The following is a 17,761-nucleotide window of genomic DNA, read 5'->3' as shown; positions in this document are numbered from 1 at the left end:
AAGTGGCAGCTAAAGATAATAAAAATAGAACAGGTATCTACAAATTGAAATCAGTATCCCACATTCTGTATGTCCAGGGTATGTATCCATCTATTCGAATGTCTTTGATTTACTAAAGTTCAATATTGATATAATTCATCAAAAAGGGAAAATAAATGGCAGAATACTAATACCAAATTATGCCATTTCGTGTGATGCCGGGCAATTAGAACAAATTTGAATTGAATTTACAATTTCTATTGAATTGCCTTCAAAAGGCGAATCATGGCTTTTTCTATTTCGAGATAGCTGAGCTTGGTCTTGCCGACATATATAAACATCAATGACAAGGGCTTTCCGGATAAATAAGAAGACCAATGAAGTCTGTATGCTTCGCGAATCCTTCTTTTTAAAAGATTTCGGTCGGAGGCAAGTTTAAAAGTTCTTTTCGAAACCGAAATAGCCAATTGTGGATCAGCTATATTAAAGAATAAATCACCTTGAGTGCTTCTGTATTTAATGAGCAAAGGATGCGAAAACCTCGATGCAGGTTCTTCAAATAATTGTTCTATTTGCTTTCTGGATTTTAAACGGAGCCTTGCAGGAAATGTATAGCCTTGGCTCATGAGAAGTTAAGCTTCTATTTATGGCTTCTTTCGTCAGATACACTGAGTCTGTTTCTTCCTCTCGAACGTCTGCGAGCAAGTACTCTACGTCCATTTTTAGACGCCATACGGCTCCTGAATCCATGCTTATTCGCTCGTTTTCTTCTGGAAGGTTGAAATGTCCTTTTCATAACTATCTAATTGTCAACGACTTTTTAAAAGGGAACGCAAAGATAAAACATTCTAATAGATTCTCAAATATTTGAGCGACTACTTTGAAATTTTCATAAATTTTAGGAAATTACTCCATTTTATTTAGTCTAACTAATTTATTATCAATGGTTTAACTGTTCATTGAAATCAAAAACTCGTCGTTATTCATCGTACCGGCCATATGCTTTTTGACAAATTCAACGGCTTCTTCCGGTTTCATATCTGATAAGTGATTTCTAAGAACAAACATTTTTTGGATAGTCATGTCGTCCAATAGCAAATCTTCACGACGTGTACTTGATTTTGTAAGGTCAATGGAAGGATACAAGCGCTTATTGGCCAATGTCCGATCGAGTTGAAGCTCCATATTTCCGGTTCCTTTGAACTCTTCAAAAATAACCCCATCCATTTTGGAACCAGTATCAATCAATGCAGTAGCAATAATGGTAAGTGAGCCTCCATTTTCAATTTTTCTTGCAGCACCAAAAAATTTCTTAGGTTTTTGCAATGCATTTGCTTCCACACCACCAGAAAGCACTTTCCCAGATGATGGGGCCACCGTATTATAGGCTCTTGCCAAACGCGTTATTGAATCCAAGAGGATAACGACATCATGGCCACATTCAACCATTCTTTTAGCTTTTTCAAGAACAATATTGGCAACGCGCACATGGTTGTCGGCAGGTTCATCAAAAGTAGATGCTATCACTTCGGCCTTTACACTGCGTCTCATATCAGTTACCTCTTCAGGCCTTTCATCCACCAAAAGAACGATCATGTAACAATCGGGATGATTGGTAGCTATAGCATTGGCAAGATCTTTCAATAAAAAGGTCTTTCCGGTTTTAGGTTGAGCAACAATTAATGCCCTTTGGCCTTTTCCGATAGGAGTAAATAAATCAATCATCCTGTTTCCATAATCTCTCCCGGCAGGACTTGTAGTTAACTTAAATTTTTCATTTGGAAATAAGGGCGTCAGGTAATCAAATGGCACCCGGTCGCGAATCCATTTTGGATCCAAACCGTTTATTTTCGAAACTTTTAATAAAGCAAAATATTTTTCTCCCTCTTTTGGCGGACGAATGGCTCCAACAACGGTATCACCCGTTTTCAAGCCAAACAATTTAATTTGTGAGGGTGAAACGTAGATATCATCGGGTGAAGAGAGGTAATTGTAATCTGAACTCCTCAAAAATCCATAACCCTCCTGCATCATTTCAAGTACACCAGTACCCTCAATTACGCCTTCCAACTCTACAATAAAAACGGGTTCAGCTTTTGGTACGAATTCCATTTCGGCTTGTTCATGACCGTTGTTCTCCAGGCTTTCTTGGCCTGTCTTATCATCTCCCTGGGGTCTGGTTTCAGAATAATTAGTTCTGTTATTGTAATTTCCTCTTGTATTTGTAGGCTTTTGATAGGGTTTGCGCTCTTGATTTTGTGCTCTGGGTTCCCGCTGTTCTCTTGGTTCTCGTTGTTCTCTTTGTTCACCGGGTTCACGTTGTTCCCTTGGTTCTCGTTGTTCTCTTTGTTCTATTGGTGCCCTTGGCTCTCTGGGTTCTCGTTTAACGGGTTCTTTAGGTTCTATTTGAGCTGTAACAACCGGAACGCTTACATTTTCGCTTTCTTCGGGAACAGTTTCCTCTTCAAGGGTTTCGTCTTCTTTGGTGACTTGATCTGAAGCCTTACCAACCCTACGCCGGCGACCTCTGACGTTATGCTCGTCGACCAAAATATCATAAGAAGGTTGGGTTCGGGTTTCTCCGTTTGCACCCGGATTTTGATCTTCTCCGCTTTTATTCAAAGCCTGTTGGTCAAGTATTCGGTAAATGAGGTCTTGTTTGGAAAGTTTCTTAGAGTTAGGTACACCGAGCTTTTCAGCTACGTCCCTTAACTCAGGAACAAGCATGTCGTTCAATTGTAATATGTCGTACATCATAAAATAGGTAAAGCAGAATAAATTAAGCGTTTAGATTTGATATGGGCTTGATTCACAATCGATTTTCAGAGAACCTGGTCAGCCAAACACTCACGGGAATAGATAAATTTGTTAAGGATGAACAGAATATACTCTGGAGATGCGATAGATATGTAAAACCATTCGGTTTGACTCTGCAAATATACTATACTTTATATGATTTTATTATTTTTAGAAAAAAATTTCAGAGACTTGCTTAACATTGCCGAATAGAAAATACCCCTGATGGTAGAGCTTAGAATCCTTCGAAAAGATACAACGGCTGTCCTTGAAGCCTATAAAAAACGCAACTTAAAGCCTGAACAATTAAATTTTGTTCATGAAATCATTCAATTGGATGATGTCCGAAAATCCTTACAATCTCAAATTGATCAGCAACTTGCGAGCCTCAACCAAATGTCCAGAGACATAGGAGAACTTTTTAAAAGTGGCAAAGCAGACGAAGCCAATGGTTTAAAAAATTCGGTGAATGAACTGAAATCACAAACGAAAGAACTCGAACTACAATTGGAAACCACCAAACAAGCAATCGAAGAAAAGCTTTTGATGCTTCCCAATGTTCCTCATGAAATGGTTCCCGCAGGCACCACAGCAGAAGAAAATGTAATTCATAAACAAAGTGTAGAAGAATTGCCTCAGTTGCCGGAAACAGCCCTTCCACATTGGGATCTGGCACGTAAATACAATTTATTTGATTTGGAATTGGGGGTCAAACTATCGGGTTCAGGTTTTGTGGTTTATCGAGCACAGGGGGCGAAACTACAACGCGCACTTATTCAGTTTTTTCTGGACAAGGCTGTAGAAGCAGGTTACGAAGAATTACACGTTCCATTGTTGGTCAATGCTGATTCTGCTAGGGGTACCGGCCAGTTGCCCGATAAAGAAGCCCAAATGTATTATGTGGAAAGAGACGATTTATATCTCATACCAACCGCAGAAGTACCGATCACGAATATCTATCGGGATGAAATTATTAAAGACGAAAACTTCTCCATAAAACTATGTGGATATACGCCATGTTTCCGTAGAGAAGCAGGTTCATATGGGGCTCATGTCAAAGGACTCAACCGGGTACATCAATTCGATAAAATAGAAATTGTTAGAATCGAACATCCCGATAGATCTGATGCCGCCCTCGAAGAAATGTTGAATCATGTGTCATCCTTACTCGGAGCATTAAATTTGCCCTATCGTATTTTGAGATTGTGTGGCGGCGATTTGGGATTTGCTTCCGCCATCACCTACGATTTCGAAGTCTATTCAGCGGCCCAAAAGCGATGGCTGGAGGTTAGTTCCGTTTCCAATTTTGAGTCTTTTCAATCCAATCGGCTTAAGTTAAGATATAAAAATGCCAAAGGTGAATCAGTACTCACCCATACCCTTAATGGGAGTGCTCTGGCTTTGGCAAGGATAGTGGCGGCTTTACTTGAAAACAATCAAACCGATCAAGGGATCTCCATTCCGGATGCACTTAGACCTTATACCGGCTTTGACATGATCCGTTAAGAAATTTTTAATAAATATTTGAAATCTTCCGGGAAGAATAACTGTTACTATAAAAATTAAAACACAATAAATATGGCAATTAGTGGAGATTATATGATTTACTTCATCCTGACCGGGGCATTGTCTTTAGCAGGTATGTATGTTTCAAACAGGCTTCAAAGCAAATTTAAAGCTTATTCGAAAATAGGTTTGCGCGGTAATAAATCGGGCAGAGAAATTGCAGAAGATATGCTGCAGTACTATGGCCTTCATAATGTTAGAGTTCTGGAATCACATGGATTCTTATCAGACCATTACAATCCGGTCAACAGAACGGTAAATCTCAGTCCCGATGTATTTCAGGGCAGAAGTGTCGCAGCGGCCGCTGTCGCAGCACATGAATGCGGACACGCGGTTCAACACGATACTGCTTATGCAATGCTTCAATTGAGGTCTAAACTCGTTCCTGTTGTCAAATTTGCAAGCGTTGCGCAGCAATATCTAATGTTGGCTGCTTTTATGCTAGCGAATACATTCCCAAGTTTAATGTTGGTTACCATCATTGCTTTTGCAATTACCACTTTATTCAGCATCATCACTTTACCGGTTGAATTTGATGCCAGCAAACGCGCTTTAGCCTGGATTGATCAGAGAGGTGTTGTTACCCCTCAGGAATACCAAGGCGCAAAAGATGCGCTATGGTGGGCTGGTATGACGTATGTAGCTGCCGCACTTTCTTCTTTGGTAATGCTGGTTTATTTAATTTTGCGCTATGTTGGTGCAAACCGTTGATCATATAACGATAACTAAAAATAATATCATATGACTCCAGAATTAGAAGTCGCTTGGAAGAAAGCCAAAGAAGAATTTGATAGGGCAATAGATCATTTGCAAAAAGAATTGCAAAAAGTAAGAACTGGTAAAGCTTCTACTGGAATGCTTGATGGAATCATGGTCAATTATTATGGGGCTCCTACTCCCATCGGACAAATTGCAAATATCAGTGCATCTGACGCCCGGACGCTGAATATACAACCCTGGGAAAAGAAAATGATCAATGAAATTGAACACGCCATTTTTGCTGCTAATCTCGGATTAACTCCGCAAAATGACGGCGAACTGATACGCATATCCATTCCCCCACTTACAGAAGAACGCAGAAAGGAGTATGTAAAGCAAATTAAGCATTATGGTGAAGAAGCTAAAGTGAGTATAAGATCTTCACGGCATAAAATTTTGGATACCATCAAAAAAGAACAAAAAAATGGGCTTTCAGAGGATGCCGCTAAACGCAAAGAAATTGAAATACAATCGATCGTCAATGATTTTTCTTCGAAAGTTGACAAGATCATTGAAGCAAAAGATAAAGAAATTATGACTGTATAAAAAGTCGATTGTTTTCTCAGTTATTTCTTCAAATGAGTTGATTTCTGGTATCCTCTCATTTACATGAACCAGATCACATGCGCGAACATAGTATCGACTATTTTCTATTTAAATTCAATTGATGATGAAAACAGCAGAAGTCATTTACCTTGGAGATCTTCGGACAGAAGCAACACATTTGCGGAGTGGACAAAAATTCAAACAGTTGCTCCACCAGACAACCAGGGTAAAGGAGATGCATTTTCTCCTACTGATCTTGCCGCCACTTCTTTAGCTTGTTGTATGATGACCATTATGGGAATTGCAGCCCGAACGCATGGAATCGACATCGAAGGAATGAAAGCTGAAGTTTTAAAAATCATGGCAGACCATCCGAGAAGGATTGCTTCCGTTGAAATTGACCTGCATATGCCTGATAAATCTTACAGCCCTAAAGAAAAAACAATATTGGACCATGCTGCGCATGCCTGCCCTGTAGACAGGAGCCTGCATCCGGATTTATTATCCGTACTTCGCATCCATTGGAAGGATTAAATTAAAAATGGATATTCAGCAAGTTAAATTGCCATCATCTAAAAGCATCTCCAATCGCTTATTGATCATTCATGCGCTCGGCAATTTTAAACAACATATAAAATATCTCTCGGCTTCAGACGACACTATATATCTGCAAAAGCTCTCAACAATAAAGAAGTAAATATAAATATTGGCGAAGGTGGAACTACCCTTCGATTTATACTTGCTTATTATTGTTTAACAGGGCAAAACAAAATTTTAGATGGTTTGGGGAATTTAAAATCAAGACCCATTATGCCTCTGATTCGTGGGCTGGAACAATTAGCTTGTCTATTTCAGTTTGAAAATCAAAATTATTATCTTCCTATCAAAATTGTAAAGGGAGTTAATAAAGATCATTCCGATGTGGTGCATGTTGATTCACAAATGAGTAGCCAGTTTGTATCATCAATCCTTTTGATTGCACCATATTTCCATAATGGTCTCAAAGTAAGTTGGTCTCCTGAAGGCGTGTCAGAGCCTTATATACATATGACACTCCAACTCATGCAACAATTTGGAATTCAATTTTCAATTCATGGGAACTCCGTAGACATTAAATCCGGTACTTATTCAGAGCAAACATACACAGTGGAAGCTGACTGGAGTGCAGCTGCATTTATATTATCATGGATCGCTCTACAAGAAAAATTCCTTTGCTTTTTTCCAAATCTCAAGAGATCCGGATTACAAGCAGATGAAGTTGTCCTCAATTTTTTACAAGCTTTTGGAATCACAGCTATTCAAGAAGAAAATGGATTACTTGTCGAAAAAAAGTCTAATGAAAATCCAAAACACATTGAATTTGATTTTACTAATTGTCCCGATCTATTTCCGGCCTTGGCTATTTTTTGTGCAATTCAAAAAGTAAATGCCACATTTAAAGGATTACAACATTTGGAGCACAAAGAATCCAACCGACTGCACATCATTACTAATTTTTTACAACTATGCAAAGTTACTGTTCTTGAAATACTGGCCGGCAGGGAAATGTATTTTAACATGCAAACATTTCAAATAAATAAAGATATAACTCTCGACAGTCACCAGGACCATCGAATTGCCATGGCCTTTAGTCTTCTTCATAAACTAACAAATGTTAGTATTTCCAATTCACATGTTGTAAGTAAATCATTTCCGTCATATTGGGAGGTGTTTGAGGATTTGAGAAGGGGTACATCTTGATGGGATGAATATGTTTAGGTATGTAGGCTTATAGGCATTTAGGGATGACTGTTGGGAGGTTTGACTATTTGGCTGCTTGGAATAATTTTTTAAAAATTGCTTGAAAGGAGATATGGATTCAAGACCTAAGAATTGAGTCCATCAAATTCTTAATAAATGGTTCCTATGATAATCCTATATGAACTTTTTACCAGCCTTCTAATAGAATATCAAACCTCCAAGCAGTCAAATAACCATTTCCCCTACTTCATTGGCCTTCCCCTGCCAATCCGGTTTTCTCTGCGTTCCTTCAATTTGCGAAGGACTTCGTGATTGAATTCTTTTTCAGCCGGTTCGAGTTTTGCAAGCTTCTGTGCAGGTAGGATTGCTTTGAATTTCTCATAATAACTGCGTTTCAGATTTAATTCTTTTTCCTGCACGGCCAATTGATCTTCCAATTCTTTTTCGGATTCCTCTTCAGATAGATTTTGATCACGCATACTGCGTTTCTTATCCATTAAATCTTTACGCAATTCCATGCGCTTTTTCGAATATTCATTGTACACCGGCCAGAACTTTGCAGATTCGTCAGATGTCAGATCCAATTCATTGGTTAGAAAAGCGACGCGCATAGATTCCATTTTTTCGATCATGCGATCTTTTCCTTTCATGGGTGGGCCTTCCTGTGCTGTATTGTATCCCAGGCAAGTCAGCAAGGCCAGGAGTGAACTCAAAATTTGTTTCATAGATTTAGATTTTATTTCGATAACAATAAAAATACCATTTATTCAAGATACTCAATCAACAGATCTTCAGCAGATTCATCAAGTCCATTCATCATATCCAGTTGATTAATATCATTTTCTTCAAGTAACAAGGCCAGACTTTGCTCATCAAATTCTTCTACATAAGCAGTGACGTACTCTAATAACTCTTCTTCAGAACATTGCGCAAGCAGATTTTCGGTTGTTTGGTTTTGCGACCATTTTATAGCAAACAATCCAACCGCACTAAATAAACATGCTGCAGCAGCCCAATACCATAGCTTGTGAAATTTTATAAGTTTTGTTGGTGTCGATTGATGTTGAGCTGAAAGTTTATTTTGCAAACGATTGTAAAAAGTCTCAAAATAGCTTTCTGGAACTTTGAAGCCGTCCGACTTGGGTAAAAATGCAAGTGATTCGGCATTGATTCTTTCGATCAGTGAATCTGTAAAATTTTCAAAATAAGCAACAGGTACATCAAATCCTGATGTAGCATTTGATTCCTGGGACACCAAACCGCTGCACTGAAGAATGATCATTTCTTCACTGTTTTCAAAATAATGTTCGGGTACTTTAAAACCATCTGCATTTTTCAAAGCTTTACCAAATGGCAACTCCGGATCTTCGTTATATATTGGATGTATATTCATTTCTTAAATTAATTCCAGCGATTTAAAATATTCTTCAATTTTTTTGACGGCATGATGGTAAGATGCTTTTAAAGCTCCTTCGGAAGTCTCCAGGACTTGAGACATCTCTTTGTAAGACATCTCGTCATGGTAACGGAGCAGAAAAACCTGTTTCTGTTTATCTGGCAATCTGGTCAAAGCTTCCTGCAAACGGAGTTGAATTTCATTTCCTTCAAAATAAGGATCTGCTGCAAGTTGCTGAATGACCGGATGTTCGCTCTGCTCATCCATTCCGTCGTATTTATACCTTTTGTTTTTGTCTAAAAAGCTCAGGCATTCATTCGTTGCAATTCGGTATAACCAGGTAAACAAGCTGCTTTTTCCTTCAAATTGGTGTATACTTTTATACACTTTGATAAAGGTGTTTTGAAGCACGTCATCTGCGTCTTCGTGAACCAATACCATCCTCCGGATATGCCAGTACAACTTCTGCTGGTATTTTTCAACCAAAGCCCGGAAACCTTTTTCCATGGTCAATTCACCGATCACCCATTCCAGGATGAGTTGGTCTTCCGTATTTTTTAATCCCGCCATCATTCTTAAGACTGTTATTACCCTGCAAAGTTTAACCAATTAAGCTGATTTTTAGAGTTTTTGAACAGAAAACCCCAATAGAAATAGAGTATGGTGCAAGGATTATGGAGTAAAGACTAATTGAGCTTAAGAAACATCAAATAACTCAGAACTAAGCATTTTGCTTTCAGCTTTGAGCTTTAGGCATTTTTCTACAACAAACCCTAAGAACCATATTGTAAATCCTTAAAAACCCATTCCTCATGGTCAATTCCTTCAAATTTCTGTATTCCCAATCAGCTTTAGCTTTTAGCTTTGAGCTTTAGGCTATTTTTACATCCGCATGCAAAAATGGAGTCAATGGTTATTGGGTTTATTAGGCTGGCGATACACGGGCACAGAAACGTTGCGAAAAATTGATCAATTTGTAGTCGCAATTGGTCCCCATACTTCGAATTGGGATTTTCCATTGGGATTGCTCATCAGGTGGGCCAGCGGATTGGATAAAATGAGATTTATCGGTAAAGAAAGTCTGTTTAGGCCACCTTATGCTTGGTTTTTCAAAGCCTTGGGTGGATTTCCTGTCGTGCGATCTGCGAGTAAAAACCAGGTAGAGATGTATATTGAGCTTTTTAAATCGCATCGGGTCTTTGCTATTGTCATTTCTCCGGAAGGAACACGCAAAAAAACCGATCAATTGAAAACGGGCTATTATTACATCGCAAAAGGTGCCGGAGTGCCGATTGTACCGGCTTCAATAAATTATAAAACCCGGTATGTTCACTTTCATAAACCCTTTTATGCAACTGAAGATCCGGCCAATGATATGGCCATTGTAGAACATTATATTTCTTCTGGAGAAGGAAAATATCCTGAAAAAGGCTACAAAAAATGATATTTACCCGTTCTTCTTTTAACCTTTTGTTAAAAAAAGAGTCATACCATAATACCTAACTTTGTGAAGTTTAAATGCCTATGAAAAATTTTATTTACCTGTTTTTTTTACTTTCCTTTCTTGGGGTAGTCACCATGTCCAATCAAAAAGGTCGTGGAGCAGAGGGAGCCAAAGGCAGTACGGGTGCACCTGGAGATGATGATACGGTATGTAAATCTTGCCACAACGGTCCGATAAGTGTAGAAGTCAAAATTCATGTTCTGGAAGGCACTGATACCATCCAGGCATACGAACCCGGAAAATCTTATTCTATTCATGTGCGTATCAATAAAACCGGCGGAAATGATCCTAAAGCTTATGGTTTTCAAATGACCTTATTAAATGCTGAAGAAAAAGTAAACGGACCTAATTTAAAAGAAATCAGTCCGATAAGTTCAAATGTTAAATTGACAACACTGCGTACTGGACGATTGTATGCAGAACATACCGATCGCAGCGATAAAAATTTATTTGAAATCCTGTGGACGGCTCCTGTAAAAGGCTCAGGGGCGGTAACTATATACGCCGGAGGCACCGGTGTTAATGCCAATGGATCGGATAGTGGCGACGGTGGAAATAAAACTGCGCTGCAGGTCAATGAAAAAATAGGTACCGGAATTCACCAAACGGATATAAGTGGTACTTCGGTATATCCCAATCCCTTTAATGAGAAAATCCAGCTTCAGGTAAGTAATCCTAAAGTTGTTGCTTACGAACTCATAGATCTTTTTGGAAAAAAATTATTTTCGGGAAAACTGATTGGTCATATAGAAACGCTTGATTTGTCCCATCAAAAAGACGGAATTTATTTTATCAAATTTTTGGATGCTGATTTCAATTTGATCAAAACGCAAAAATTGATCAAGAGACAATCAAGAACCTGATTTTGAACTAAGATCCGGGACCGACCCGCAAAATATTTATTCCGAAAATGAATGTCATAATGATAAAGAACATTCATTTTCTCAACACCATATCAAATTTACATGTTACCTTTCATCATAGCGATGAATGAAATACTTTTACCCGAATACAACGATCAGTTTTTAGATCAATTTGATCAGGAAAAACAGTGGTTAGATTCTATTGAAACGCGCGTAAATGAATTGCTCGATAGTGATCCCGGTCTGCTTTTTAGCCATCTCTACCGCCTGGATGTCGAAGAACATATTTTGTTAGCAATCCTCAAACACACATCTGCAGAAGATTTGCCCAAAGCAATCAGTGCCGAAATCTGGAAACGACAGAAAGCCAGAGCAATAAGCCGAAGAAACCACCCACAAAATCTGATATTAGATTCGGACTATTGACCGGATTTACAAGATTGACAGGATTTGAGAGAATTGGTTATGATTATTTGAAAGGGTTTTCAAAATTTACGCTCCTTTGCAAACTCAGTTTGCCAAACGCAATGTCTTTTTTTAAAATCAAAGATTCAACTATTTCACCCATTTCAAAGATTCCAAATTAAAATTCATTTTTGGTCGTACCAATACTTCAACACGGTTTCCGCTTGTTTTCCTTGTGGTGTATAATCTTTTTCCGGAAAGCCTTCGTGCCCTTTTCCTTCCGGAAACCATTTCCACAAAAATCCACCGGCCCACCAGGATTTGTTCCATAAACTCGAAAATAATGCTTCGTATGCTGTTGCTTGTGAGGTTTCGTTGATCGGAAGGGATTCTAAATTTTTTTCAAGTTCCCAGGTTTTACCGGCACTGCCATCAACACTGAGGTAACCAAATTCAGAAAACAAAATCGATTTCTTACATTTCTTTGAAAATGCTTCCATTTCATTCAGATAAGGAATCCATGCCAGTTTCAAAGAATCAACATTTGGATTTTTATGATCTGCTAAAGGGAAATAAGCGCTAATGCCGATATAATCTAAAGCATCCCAAAAGGGAATTTTCGAATAGTGATCCCAGTTGGCACTATAACAAAGCTTGCCACTGTATTTACTTCGGATTTCCCGGATGAGTTTTCGAAAAAAAGCTTCTCTTTTGATGGCCGCTTTATCGTATTCTGTTGCAATACACAACATCGCAATATTTTCTGATTTAGCGATATCAACATAAAGCATCATGTATTTTGTATAACTCTGTTCCCATTGTTGCCATTCTTCCTCTGAATGAAACTCCACAGCTCCAACCCAAGAACGATGAATGTACACCTGTGGCTTCAACATGATATTTAAATCGGCAGCTTTTGCCAGGCGAATGCATTCTTTAATACCTTCCGCGCGTTCTCCCCACCATTGCCAATGCAGATTTTCGAAACGAACTTCCGGCTGACCTGCAGCGGAAAATGCATAAGGAATAAACGTTAGCCAATTTGCACCTACTTGTTTGATCGCCGACATGGGATTTGAAACAAAGGGATCAGGGGGTGCAACAAAACTCAATCCACATATTTTAGTTTGATTTGGCTGAGAGTAGGTTTCCCATTTCCATAGGAAAAATATGACAACGAGTAAACTCACAGATAAGTAAAGTACGCGCAAAATTTTATGAACTTAGTGTTTTGATGCAATAAAGATAAGTCTTCTAATACACAATGTGCTTAAGGGATAAAGCTTTCATAACTTGCCACATTAAAATTTGATCGATGCTCCTCCCGCGCAAATATTATTTAAGCGATGATGTTCTTGGTTTGACTCGTGATATTCTCGGAAAAATGCTGGTATCCCAAATACAAGGAATCAGATATTCTGGAATCATTGTTGAGGCAGAGGCTTATCGGGCACCAGAAGACCGTGCTTCCCATGCCTTTGGAAACAGGCTAACTCCGCGCACGAAAACCATGTTCTTGGACGGCGGACATGCTTATATATATGTGTGCTACGGAATCCACGAAATGTTTAATATCATTACAGGACCCATAGGGACCCCGCATGCCATTTTGATCCGAGCTGTTGAACCCCGCGAAGGCATAGCACAGATGCAAAAAAATCGTGGCATATCAGAAGCACCGTCAGCTTTGACAAAAGGCCCCGGTTGTTTAACACAAGCTATGGGTATAAATCGCGCCTTAAATGCCTGCAAGCTTTATGAACCGGAAAGTCCGCTTCAGATTCACGACATCCAAATCACATATAACAAAGCACAGATCGGACAGTCCAAAAGGATTGGTGTCGAATCTGCTGGCGAATCTGCTCAATGGCTCTACAGGTTTTATCTGAAAGGGAATGATTATGTGAGTGGGAGTCCGCGCTAAGGATCCATAACCACATTTACCAGCAAACAATTAAGGAATTTAATTCTGACTTCAATAAAGTAACTGACAATTCGATTTTGCATAAAAAATTGGAAATTCAATGATAATACACGCTTGAATCGCATTTTTTGTGAGGAAAAATCCATTTGAAAAATTCTTTTTTTTTTCATATAATTTACATATATTATTAATTATGTGTATATTATGTATTATATAAATAAAAATGTAAAAATTTTTACAAAAAATATTTGGAATATTTCAAAGTTCATACATACCTTTGTAGTGTACTATTTAACTAATACACTAAAACAATAGACAAATGATACAGGTAAATGAAATGAGTTTTGGTTATCGCAAGAAGAAAGCTCCGCTGTTTCAAGATCTCAATTTACAATTGGAATCGGGAACCATTAATGGTATTCTGGGAAAAAACGGTGCTGGTAAAACGACTTTCCTTAGAGTCGTCTCTGGTTTGCTCTTCCCTCAACATGGTCAAGCTTTGGTGAATGGAGCTTCCAGCAGAGGACGCCACGTGGAAATGCTAACGGATTTATATTACGTTCAGGAAGAATATATTTTGCCAGAAGTCACTATCCGTCGCTACGTTCAACTTTATTCCAATTTTTATCCAAATTGGGATCATGAAAAATTTGATCGCATTCTTTCGGAATTTGAATTGCCCTCCGATGGCAAGTTAAAAGAACTGTCTTTTGGGCAAAAGAAAAAATTTCTGATTGCTTTTGCTCTTGCTACTGGTTGCAAACTTCTAATTTTAGATGAACCTACCAATGGTTTGGATATCCCTTCCAAGATGGTTTTTAGAAAAGTCGTTTCTTCTTCTCTCAATGAAGATCAGTGTATATTAATTTCTACCCATCAGGTAAAAGATGTTGCTAATTTATTGGATAGAATTGTAGTTGTAGAAGGAGGTCAAGTAATATTCAATCAAGACTTATTTCACATCTCCTCCAAATACCGCTTTGATTTCGTTCCTGGTTCTCAAATACCTGAAAAATCTATCTATGCTGAACAAGTTCCAGGTGGACATGTAGTTATGAATTTAAAACAGGAAAACCAGGTTCAGACAGAGGTCGACATTGAAATTTTATTCAACGCCATTATTTCTAAATCTATTTAATCTCTTTAAAAATCAACAAATATGAATACATCATTTAGTTTGAATAGAATCGCCTGGCTGACAAAAAAGGAATTTTACGAATCATTCCTTCCTTTCTTTCGAATCATGGGCATTGTACTTGCAGGTATTTTAGTATTGACAAGTGTAGTAGCTTATTTCGAAAACGGCAAAATTGGGACTGTCTCCCTGGAAGGATTTTTTGCAGTCTTCGGTTTTATCTATATCGTCAATTCCTTTGAAGAATTGAAAAAACTCCCAACTCGGGCAGATTATTTGAATTTACCGGCAACCGCGTTTGAAAAAGTTTTCACAAAATGGATGTTTGGCAACATCCTCTTCTGGATAGGTTCAATTATTTTATTTTATCTCTTTTACATGAGCCATCAATTGATTGTTGAAGTCTTTATGAATAAGCCAACAAATACCTATAGTTTATTCACCAGAGAAAATTTGCAAGGATTACATTTTATAATTATTGTTTTCAGTGTATTTTTCTTTGGAGCTGCGATGTTCAATACAGGTTCCTGGTACAAAGTAATTCTTTGGACCATAGTAAGTGCTTTGGCTTATATGCTTGTAGTGGCTTTGTTTGCTTATATTTTGTTTCCGGAATTCAGAGATGGCATACATGGGGTTGATGTAGATTACAACGTACCCATTGATTTGATTCTGGAAGATTTCTGGATGTTCAAACTTGGCAAATTCTTTCTTCAATATTTGGCTGCACCTTTCTTCTGGTATATGACTTATTTAAAAATCAAAGAAAAAGAGGTGTAACATGGAATTCAAAAAATCATTATCCATATTCGAGCAAATCGGTATGTCTGTTCAAGAAAATATCATCAACAAATCCTGGAAGGAAGGAGAACGGATTCCTTCGGTTCGCGAATACGCAACCAATATACAGGTCAACCCTAATACAGTCATGAGGTCTTATACCCTCTTACAGGATTTAGGCATCCTCGAAAACAGAAGAGGCATTGGATTTTTTGTCGCCAACGGAGCCATGAATAAATCTATTGGAAATCGCAAGGACCAGTTTGCAGAAGACTTTTTACCTGAGTTATTCAGGACCATGGACCAATTGGGAATCAATTGGGACGAAATGAAAAACTATTATTCAATTTGGAAAAACAAACAGAACCATGAAACTGAGCAATAAAATTTCTCTAATCGCAGTAGCCATCATCCTTATTTCAACATTGGTGGTCATGATCAAAGTTAAAATGGAGGCCAATACTTATCAAAAAGAAATGACCATAGGCAACAAATCCTGGGTAGAAATAGATGTACCTCTCACGGCTTACACCATCATCGAAGCCGGAAAACATTTTGAAGTATACTGGCATAAAGGAAATCCGAATGCTAAAATAAGAGTGGAGGAAAACCTGAAAGATTATGTCAAGATTATACAGGATGGGCAGCGGATCAGTATCCGAATGGACAGCATTCAAAGTTACAGAACACATGAAGCCATTCGCATTGATCTATATTCAGACACGCTGACAGAAATTTACTTAAATAATTTCGTAGAATTCCATATGAAAGATACCTTGCGCTTGACACAACTAATGGTTTCAACAGAAAATCATTCAGAAGGACATCTATTGCTGATACTCGATCAACTGGAATTGCGCATGAATGATTTTTCACAGCTTAAAGTGATGGGAAAAATTACAAATTGCAATATCCAAATGGATGATCATACGGAGCTCAAGGCAAAAGCCCTTGAAACTGAATTTGTGAACTTAAATATGCAGGATTTTTGTGAAGCTCGTGTGCATGTTGCTAAAAAACTCATTGCAGAGTTATCTGACCATGCAAAACTTGTGTACTCTGGTGCTGAAAATTTGGAAACTCAAATTCAAAACAGAGAATTCAGCGAAGCTAGCAAATCAGAATAATAATCAGACATTACTGAAAGCAGTAATGTTGAATGCTAAGATCAAGGTGTTTTGCAGAATATTATTCTGTATAATCAACTTAAACACCCCTTAGGTAAAATATAATTTAACATTATTTTAAAAATAAAAAATTAAAATTAAGTTTTTATTAAAAACTTTCTTCCCGGTGCAACGTTATCTTTACGTTGTCATCTTTTAAAGAGGACTTCCGAAACACCTGGGAAAAACAAACTAACAAGACTTCCTGAACAAGGATTGGCTAAAATTAAATGTACTGCTGAAAAGCGGCCAGGGAGTGGATTTTTATTAACGAAAAAAAAAATTGGTATTATGAAAATGCATAATTTAAATTGGAAAAATGCAATGATTGCAATGGTATTTGTAATCTCTTTAGGAATGGTTTCTGCAAAAACTACTGAACAGCTTCCGGAAGTACTGGATGCGACAGAGTTGAGATTTTCAGAATTCAAATGCAATGTAAAGGATTTTCACCGCAACATTTTGTATACCGCGCAAGGTGAGTATCTTAAATATTTCTTTTATCATCAGGGAATTTCCATTCGCTTAACGGAGAATAATCCTACTGAATCAGCTTCGATTTTAAAAACCTCAGTTGCATCTGCGAAGTCACAAGTTTTAAATTTAAACTGGGAAAATGCCAACAGCAACATGGAAATAACAGGTGTTGAAGAGTTTAAATACAGAAAAGCTGCTAAAGCAAATAAAGAATGTGAAGAAAAGCAATTTCGCAAACTTTATTACAACCAACTCTTTCCGGGTATTGATCTTCTGTATTCAGATCGCGCAGATCAATTAGAAATGGATTTCCAGGTGGCTTCCGGATTTAATTATCAGGACATCCAGTTTAATCTGGAGGGTGCTAATGATCTCAAGATAGATCCATCAGGTCGTCTTATCGCAAACACAAATAGCGGTGATATTATGATTGAGAAACCTTTGGTTCACCAGGAAGGCAGACCAGTAGTCGCTTCATGGGTCATTACCAAAAATACTGTAGGCTTGAAAATCGCCCAATGCAATGAAAACAAAGTCCTGCATATCCGCACGCACATCATCCAAAAAAGATTGGAGATTTAATTTGAAAATATATAAAACTGAAGGTGTAGTTTTGAAGGCAGTTCGTGTAAACGAACTGCTTTCTTCTTTTAGGAAGCTATCTAAAATTTATGACTTCTTAAATTCGAATACCAGCTTTCAAAAAACATATTCACATGAAGTCT

Annotated in this window: 20 protein-coding genes and 1 pseudogene; 14 read left to right on the top strand and 7 right to left on the bottom strand. The window is 37.9% G+C overall.

All coding sequences use genetic code 11. From position 1 onward, the window contains the following. Nucleotides 1-236: 236 nt before the first annotated feature. The 3 genes from rnpA to rho form a co-directional block, all read right to left on the bottom strand. Nucleotides 237-605 carry a ribonuclease P protein component gene (rnpA, locus tag IPM92_10400; protein ID MBK9108751.1) on the bottom strand — a complete coding sequence of 123 codons (369 nt, stop codon included), beginning with the start codon at nucleotides 603-605 and terminating at the stop codon, nucleotides 237-239. Between the two features lie 14 nt (nucleotides 606-619). Further along, on the bottom strand, nucleotides 620-775 hold the full coding sequence (gene rpmH, locus IPM92_10395) for a 50S ribosomal protein L34 (GenBank protein MBK9108750.1): 156 nt from the start codon (nucleotides 773-775) through the stop codon (nucleotides 620-622). A gap of 152 nt (nucleotides 776-927) precedes the next feature. Continuing rightward, nucleotides 928-2,733 (bottom strand): transcription termination factor Rho, encoded by a 1,806-nt coding sequence (gene rho, locus IPM92_10390; GenBank protein ID MBK9108749.1) that lies wholly within the window; start codon nucleotides 2,731-2,733, stop codon nucleotides 928-930. A gap of 267 nt (nucleotides 2,734-3,000) precedes the next feature. On the opposite strand from rho, the gene serS reads away from it, so the two are divergent. From serS to IPM92_10365, 5 genes and pseudogenes are all read left to right on the top strand, one after another. Beyond that, nucleotides 3,001-4,281 (top strand): serine--tRNA ligase, encoded by a 1,281-nt coding sequence (gene serS / locus IPM92_10385; protein ID MBK9108748.1) that lies wholly within the window; start codon nucleotides 3,001-3,003, stop codon nucleotides 4,279-4,281. Between the two features lie 93 nt (nucleotides 4,282-4,374). Continuing rightward, nucleotides 4,375-5,052, top strand: coding sequence for a zinc metallopeptidase (locus IPM92_10380; protein MBK9108747.1), 678 nt, complete (start codon nucleotides 4,375-4,377; stop codon nucleotides 5,050-5,052). 30 nt (nucleotides 5,053-5,082) lie between these two features. Beyond that, nucleotides 5,083-5,646: a ribosome recycling factor gene (gene frr, locus IPM92_10375; protein ID MBK9108746.1), complete on the top strand. Its 564-nt coding sequence runs from the start codon at nucleotides 5,083-5,085 to the stop codon at nucleotides 5,644-5,646. Between the two features lie 124 nt (nucleotides 5,647-5,770). Beyond that, nucleotides 5,771-6,180: pseudogene (locus tag IPM92_10370) on the top strand (OsmC family protein). A 102-nt stretch (nucleotides 6,181-6,282) separates the two neighbouring features. Continuing rightward, nucleotides 6,283-7,386 (top strand): hypothetical protein, encoded by a 1,104-nt coding sequence (locus IPM92_10365; protein MBK9108745.1) that lies wholly within the window; start codon nucleotides 6,283-6,285, stop codon nucleotides 7,384-7,386. A 242-nt stretch (nucleotides 7,387-7,628) separates the two neighbouring features. Here the strand turns inward: IPM92_10365 and IPM92_10360 are convergent, their stop codons facing one another. From IPM92_10360 to IPM92_10350, 3 genes are read right to left on the bottom strand one after another with little or no spacing between them, the layout of a single operon-like run. Next, nucleotides 7,629-8,111, bottom strand: coding sequence for a hypothetical protein (locus IPM92_10360; protein ID MBK9108744.1), 483 nt, complete (start codon nucleotides 8,109-8,111; stop codon nucleotides 7,629-7,631). A 38-nt stretch (nucleotides 8,112-8,149) separates the two neighbouring features. Beyond that, entirely contained in the window at nucleotides 8,150-8,779 is a 630-nt protein-coding gene (locus tag IPM92_10355; GenBank protein ID MBK9108743.1) for a hypothetical protein, read from the bottom strand. A gap of 3 nt (nucleotides 8,780-8,782) precedes the next feature. Next, nucleotides 8,783-9,352 carry an RNA polymerase sigma factor gene (locus IPM92_10350; GenBank protein ID MBK9108742.1) on the bottom strand — a complete coding sequence of 190 codons (570 nt, stop codon included), beginning with the start codon at nucleotides 9,350-9,352 and terminating at the stop codon, nucleotides 8,783-8,785. A 322-nt stretch (nucleotides 9,353-9,674) separates the two neighbouring features. Here IPM92_10350 and IPM92_10345 point away from each other — a divergent pair, with 322 nt between their 5' ends. From IPM92_10345 to IPM92_10335, 3 genes are all read left to right on the top strand, one after another. Then, complete coding sequence (locus IPM92_10345) at nucleotides 9,675-10,226, top strand: 1-acyl-sn-glycerol-3-phosphate acyltransferase (GenBank protein MBK9108741.1); 552 nt, start codon at nucleotides 9,675-9,677, stop codon at nucleotides 10,224-10,226. A gap of 80 nt (nucleotides 10,227-10,306) precedes the next feature. Further along, complete coding sequence (locus IPM92_10340) at nucleotides 10,307-11,149, top strand: T9SS type A sorting domain-containing protein (GenBank protein ID MBK9108740.1); 843 nt, start codon at nucleotides 10,307-10,309, stop codon at nucleotides 11,147-11,149. A gap of 102 nt (nucleotides 11,150-11,251) precedes the next feature. Continuing rightward, nucleotides 11,252-11,575, top strand: a complete 324-nt coding sequence (locus tag IPM92_10335; protein MBK9108739.1) for a hypothetical protein — start codon at nucleotides 11,252-11,254, stop codon at nucleotides 11,573-11,575. A gap of 164 nt (nucleotides 11,576-11,739) precedes the next feature. Here the strand turns inward: IPM92_10335 and IPM92_10330 are convergent, their stop codons facing one another. Further along, entirely contained in the window at nucleotides 11,740-12,765 is a 1,026-nt protein-coding gene (locus tag IPM92_10330; GenBank protein MBK9108738.1) for a hypothetical protein, read from the bottom strand. Nucleotides 12,766-12,869: 104 nt separating this feature from the next. Between IPM92_10330 and IPM92_10325 the strand changes: the two genes are divergently transcribed. The 6 genes from IPM92_10325 to IPM92_10300 all read left to right on the top strand — a co-directional run bounded on the left by IPM92_10325 (nucleotide 12,870) and on the right by IPM92_10300 (nucleotide 17,618). Beyond that, nucleotides 12,870-13,478: a DNA-3-methyladenine glycosylase gene (locus tag IPM92_10325; GenBank protein MBK9108737.1), complete on the top strand. Its 609-nt coding sequence runs from the start codon at nucleotides 12,870-12,872 to the stop codon at nucleotides 13,476-13,478. Between the two features lie 319 nt (nucleotides 13,479-13,797). Then, nucleotides 13,798-14,616, top strand: coding sequence for an ABC transporter ATP-binding protein (locus IPM92_10320; protein ID MBK9108736.1), 819 nt, complete (start codon nucleotides 13,798-13,800; stop codon nucleotides 14,614-14,616). 21 nt (nucleotides 14,617-14,637) lie between these two features. Further along, the gene (locus IPM92_10315) at nucleotides 14,638-15,393 is read left to right on the top strand and encodes a hypothetical protein (protein MBK9108735.1); all 756 of its coding nucleotides are present in this window, start codon (nucleotides 14,638-14,640) and stop codon (nucleotides 15,391-15,393) included. Nucleotide 15,394: 1 nt separating this feature from the next. Next, nucleotides 15,395-15,778: a GntR family transcriptional regulator gene (locus tag IPM92_10310; protein MBK9108734.1), complete on the top strand. Its 384-nt coding sequence runs from the start codon at nucleotides 15,395-15,397 to the stop codon at nucleotides 15,776-15,778. Further along, complete coding sequence (locus tag IPM92_10305) at nucleotides 15,762-16,520, top strand: DUF2807 domain-containing protein (protein ID MBK9108733.1); 759 nt, start codon at nucleotides 15,762-15,764, stop codon at nucleotides 16,518-16,520. The genes IPM92_10310 and IPM92_10305 overlap by 17 nt, the downstream gene beginning before the upstream one ends. Nucleotides 16,521-16,850: 330 nt before the next feature. Beyond that, nucleotides 16,851-17,618, top strand: coding sequence for a hypothetical protein (locus IPM92_10300; protein ID MBK9108732.1), 768 nt, complete (start codon nucleotides 16,851-16,853; stop codon nucleotides 17,616-17,618). The last annotated feature ends 143 nt before the right edge of the window (nucleotides 17,619-17,761 follow it).

The sequence above is a fragment of the Saprospiraceae bacterium genome (genome assembly GCA_016719615.1).
Lineage (GTDB): Bacteria > Bacteroidota > Bacteroidia > Chitinophagales > Saprospiraceae > Vicinibacter.
The sequence above is the reverse complement of the archived record's forward strand: the minus strand, read 5'-3'. Positions and strand labels throughout refer to the sequence as shown.